Source organism: Phaeovulum sp., from assembly GCF_041596715.1.
In the GTDB taxonomy this organism is placed as follows: domain Bacteria; phylum Pseudomonadota; class Alphaproteobacteria; order Rhodobacterales; family Rhodobacteraceae; genus UBA6213.
In genome coordinates this window covers 1-1,905 of record NZ_JBFHIA010000370.1, presented here as the reverse complement: position 1 = coordinate 1,905, position 1,905 = coordinate 1, and the positions used below count along the sequence as shown (strand labels likewise).

At 63.5% G+C, this 1,905-nt stretch carries 2 protein-coding genes; one reads left to right on the top strand and one right to left on the bottom strand.

The window, feature by feature from the left end:
- Nucleotides 1-1,089, top strand: a 1,089-nt coding sequence (locus tag ABY403_RS16120; protein ID WP_372841828.1) for a putative PEP-binding protein, incomplete at its 5' end; no start/stop codon positions are given.
- A 92-nt stretch (nt 1,090-1,181) separates the two neighbouring features.
- Here ABY403_RS16120 and ABY403_RS16115 read toward each other — a convergent pair.
- Nucleotides 1,182-1,661 carry a VOC family protein gene (locus ABY403_RS16115; protein ID WP_372841827.1) on the bottom strand — a complete coding sequence of 160 codons (480 nt, stop codon included), beginning with the start codon at nt 1,659-1,661 and terminating at the stop codon, nt 1,182-1,184.
- Nucleotides 1,662-1,905: the final 244 nt, after the last annotated feature.

Below are 1,905 nucleotides of genomic sequence, written 5' to 3'. Positions count from 1 at the left end.
TCTGAGGCGCTGAACGGCGATCCGATTCTGGTCGATGGCGATCAGGGTCTGGTGCATCTTCGGCCCGAAGAAACCGTCGCGCACGCCTTTCGCGATAAGATCGCGATGCAGGCCGAGGCGCAGAGCCGCTACGCCAGCCTGCGCGATCTGCCTGCCGTGGGCACCTGCGACACCCATATCGCGCTGCATATGAATGCCGGGCTGATGGCCGACCTGCCTTCGCTGTCGGATTCGGGCGCGGAAGGGGTGGGGCTGTTTCGCACCGAATTGCAGTTTCTGATCCGCAGCGAGGTGCCGCGGCGGGGCGAACTGGCGGCGCTGTATTCGCGGGTGATGGATGCGGCGGCGGGCAAGCGGGTGGTGTTTCGCACGCTTGATATCGGCTCGGACAAGGTCGTGCCCTTCATGAAGCCACAGGACGAGCCGAACCCCGCGATGGGGTGGCGCGCGATCCGGGTGGGCCTCGACAAGCCCGGCATCCTGCGGATGCAGTTGCAGGCGCTGATCCGTGGCGCGCATGGGCGGCCGCTTTCGGTGATGTTTCCTTTTGTTGCCAGCCGCAGCGAGTTTCTTACCGCACGCAAGATTCTGACCGACGAGGTTGCGCGCGAAGCAGCGGCCGGGCGGCCCACGCCCGCCAGCGTCGAGGTGGGGGCGATGCTGGAAACGCCGAGCCTTGCCTTCGCGCCGCAGGAGTTTTTTGACGAGGTCGATTTCATCTCGATCGGCGGCAACGACCTGAAGCAGTTTTTCTTTGCCGCCGACCGTGAAAACGAACGTGTACGGCGACGGTACGACACGCTCGATACCTCGTTTCTGGCGCTGCTGGAGCAGATTATCGACCGCTGCGCGCGGTCGGACACGCCGCTGAGTTTTTGCGGCGAAGATGCCGGGCGGCCGATTGAGGCGGTTACTTTTGCAGCGCTGGGCCTGCGCACGCTTTCGATGCGCCCGGCCTCGATTGGCCCGGTCAAACACCTGATCCGGCGTATCAACCTGCTGGATCTGAAAGACGTGATCGACGAGGCGCGCGATAGCGGCGTGGAAAGCGTGCGCAGCGCGGTGGTGGGCTGGCTGGCGCGACAATAGGCGCGTAACGCGCGTGTTACGGATGCCAACCTTCTGATATTACTTATATTTTCGAGATATGTTAGGGAATTGGAAAGGTTTGCCCAATGCCCCTACCCCCGCCGCGCCGCGTCAATCGCCGCGACGTCGATCTTGGTCATCTCCATCATCGCCTCAAAGGCGCGTTTTGCCTCGGCACCGCCAGCGGCCATCGCCTCGGTCAGTGTGCGCGGGGTGATCTGCCAGCTTAGGCCCCATTTGTCTTTGCACCAGCCACAGGCGCTGGCCTGCCCGCCGTTGTTGATGATGGCGTTCCAGTAGCGGTCGGTTTCGGCCTGCGTGTCGGTGGCGATCTGGAAAGAGAAGGCCTCGGATTGGCGAAACGCGGGCCCGCCGTTGAGGCCCATGCAGGGGATACCGCAGACGGTGAAATCGACCGTCAGCACATCGCCCGCCTTGCCCGAGGGGTAATCGGAGGGCGCGCGGTGCACGGCATTGACCGCGCTATCGGGGAAGGTTTCGGCGTAGAAACGGGCGGCGGCCTCGGCATCTTTTTCGAACCAGAGGCAGACGGTGTTCTTTGCAATTGTCATGGCGGACCCCTTTGCTGGGAAAGCCGGATCGCGGTCTGGCACCGCGCGGGCCATTTGCACAGATTAGAGGACTTGCCGATTCTCGACAACGCAAGTGGCGCGCGCGGCCACAGGGGGCCGCCATGCGCGCGCCACGGAGCTATTTTTTCTTCACGGTGATCCGCGCGCGAAGTTCTTCGCGCAGATTGCCTTCGTCTAGCCCGTTATCCCGCGCAAGCCGCTTTAGGCCGAAATGCACGCGCGC

Bases quoted from the DNA above. Each gene is read 5' to 3' on its own strand.
- ABY403_RS16115 (WP_372841827.1), bottom strand. From the start codon at position 1,661: ATGACAATTGCAAAGAACACCGTCTGCCTCTGGTTCGAAAAAGATGCC.